The sequence below is a fragment of the Ruegeria sp. CH11 genome (assembly GCF_056537105.1).
In genome coordinates, this window is record NZ_JBQFQX010000046.1 from 1 (window position 1) to 2,472 (window position 2,472).

General features: G+C 54.6%; 2 protein-coding genes. One reads left to right on the plus strand and one right to left on the minus strand.

Annotated features, from left to right (window positions below):
• Positions 1–284 precede the first annotated feature (284 nt).
• Positions 285–1,934, minus strand: a complete 1,650-nt coding sequence (locus ACR0LX_RS22910; protein WP_480785626.1) for a winged helix-turn-helix domain-containing tetratricopeptide repeat protein — start codon at positions 1,932–1,934, stop codon at positions 285–287.
• Between the two features lie 27 nt (positions 1,935–1,961).
• Between ACR0LX_RS22910 and ACR0LX_RS22915 the strand changes: the two genes are divergently transcribed.
• Entirely contained in the window at positions 1,962–2,327 is a 366-nt protein-coding gene (locus ACR0LX_RS22915) for a hypothetical protein (RefSeq protein WP_480785627.1), read from the plus strand.
• The last annotated feature ends 145 nt before the right edge of the window (positions 2,328–2,472 follow it).

Consider the following 2,472-nt stretch of genomic DNA (forward strand, 5'->3'; position numbering starts at 1 on the left):
GGCTCCTTTCCCAGCAGTCGATAACAACTGCACTTTGGCACGTTCGATGCCGGTGGAGCAGGAGCCATCCACCTCATCCGATATGGGCCGTCATTAACCGTGCAAACCGGTTCTCCGGTCCACATGATGTATCCTCCCCGATGGCGGAAACGAGCCCAGAGCGGACATGTGACTTCCGCACCGGATAGCGCATCAAGAGAACAGATTCACAGGGCTCTTGTGGGCAATTGGTTGGCTTAGCGGCACCTCCAGCTGCGCCGAAGCACGACAAATGGCAAGAGGAATTACTTCGCGGGCATTCCGGCGATTTCCAGATGCTTCAACCATTTCTCGACTGATGTCGGATTGGGCCAGGTAACTTCAGATTTTGCCCGCTCATCCTTGAGATTTGCGTTCGGATTCTCGTCGAGGAAGACCTTGAGGGATGCGGCCGCCTCTTCCTGATTTCCAAGGCACGCGTGGGTTGCTGCATGCATCCGTCGCGCGGCGTTCGGAATCTTGGACATGCGGCCGAACGCGTCCAGTGCTTCTTCGCATCGGTCCAGTTCCCACAATGCCCAAGCGCGTTGCCAGTGGAACCAACTGGTATGTTTTGGATCGATTTCCAAAGCGCTGTCGATGATGGCAAGCGCATCGTCAAACTGGCCGATATAAAGGCGGGGGGAAGAGCTGCCGACGACCATGTTTACTGCTGAAGGGTTTCTTGCGATACCCTGATCATAGGTTTTGATTGCGCTTTCGTGATCGCCATATTCTTCTTCGACCCGCGCGCGCATCCAATATGCGATATAGTTCTGAGGTGCGATTTCGACGGCGATATCCGCGTATTTCTTAGCTTTGGCTAGGTGCTTGGGCTTTTCCTCGGGTGTCGAGTAGAAGACCGCCATATGGCGATGGCCCCACCCCATTGTAAGATAGCCCCAGACAGAATCGGGATCGACGTCCAAGGCCATGCGCCCAAGTTCCAGCCGCTTTTCGACCTGTTCGCGGCTGTCAGGGTTGCCAAGCGATTGGCGAAAATAGTTGTAGGCCGTGACCTGAGCAAGATCGCCTTCTGGCAAGGGCCTTTTGATTACTATGTTGTTCACAACCGCAGCGACGGCGCGCACGATCTCTTCTTGAACGACGAAAAAATCCTCTAGCCCTCGGTCGTAGCTTTCAGCCCACACGTGGTCTCCGGAGCGCGCATCTATGAGTTGGACAGTGACTTTGAGGCGATCGCCAGACTTCTGCTGACTGCCTTCAAGGACATAGTGCACATACAACTCGTCGCGGATGGTATCAATATCGGCGGCGGTGTCGCGGTAGGAAAAGGACGATGTGCGGGCTATTACACCCATGGCCGGAAAACGGGCCAGTTCTGTGATAAGCCCTTCGGCAACAGCGTCAGACAAATAGCCCTTGTCGTCACCGGTCGAGAAATCGTCAAAAGCCAGCACCGCGATGCGGGGTTTTTCCGGTAGGGCGGGCGCCTCGGGCACTGGCCAAATCCACCAAATAGCCACAGAGATCAGCACCAGGCAGCCTGCGACAAGAGGCAAGGTCCCGAAGCGTGCGCGCTGTGTCGCGGAATGCGGTGTCAGCCGGTAGCCGACTTTGGGCAGAGTTTGGATCAGTGTCTTGTCGTCATCACCCAGTGCACGCCGGATGTCGGCGATACATTGAACAAGGCTGTCATCAGTAACATGGGCATCGGGCCAGACCGTCTCAAAAAGCCTTTCCTTGGTAACCGGCGCGCCTTCATCCTCGACTAGAGCAGCGAGGACTTCCATTGACTGCGCTCTGAGCGTCAGCGGCGTGCCGTCGGCTGCGTAAAGTGATTTCGTTGAAACATCAAAAAGCCTGCCGTTCAGAACAATCGCTTGACCTGATTTCGCCGAAATATCGTGAGGGTTTCGGGACTTTTTGTCTGTATTTCCAGTCAATTTACCCATGATTTGTTCATTTTCCGAGGTGCCGACATGCAGCCACCACTAGTTCAGTTTAATGCCATGCCCACAGATTTCAAAATTGCCCTTATGGGGGCATTGGTTTGGGTGTTGAATTCACAACCCGGCTTTGCCGGAGACTGGATTCCCGGGATCTGTTGCCCAAAAACCGACTGTTCGGAGAACGAGCTTGAAGTAACCGAAGAGAAGGGTGGATTTCGGGTCGAAGGGGTTGCTGAACTCGTGGCCTACGATGACCCACGGTTGCAACCGTCACTGGACGGGAAATTCCACGCTTGTGTGCGCTCAGAAGCTCGACCTTGGATGAGTGAGACTGAGGCCGCTATCAAAGGTTTGAGGCGCAAGGTGAAGTGCTTGTTTGTACCGTTTTCCGGTTAGACGCGTTCGTGCTCATAGTATGCGGCACAATTGACCTGATCGAAGGTCCCCTTCGTCCGGATAGTGTTGAAAAATTCCGTTGATTGGTTTGCCTGTCGCTGATTCACTCGTTTTTGAGAGTGGAGGTGCGGTGATGATGGGACCG

Coding starts and splice junctions, on each gene's coding strand:
- ACR0LX_RS22910 (WP_480785626.1), bottom strand. CDS start 1,934: ATGGGTAAATTGACTGGAAATACAGACAAAAAGTCCCGAAACCCTCAC.
- ACR0LX_RS22915 (WP_480785627.1), top strand. CDS start 1,962: ATGCAGCCACCACTAGTTCAGTTTAATGCCATGCCCACAGATTTCAAA.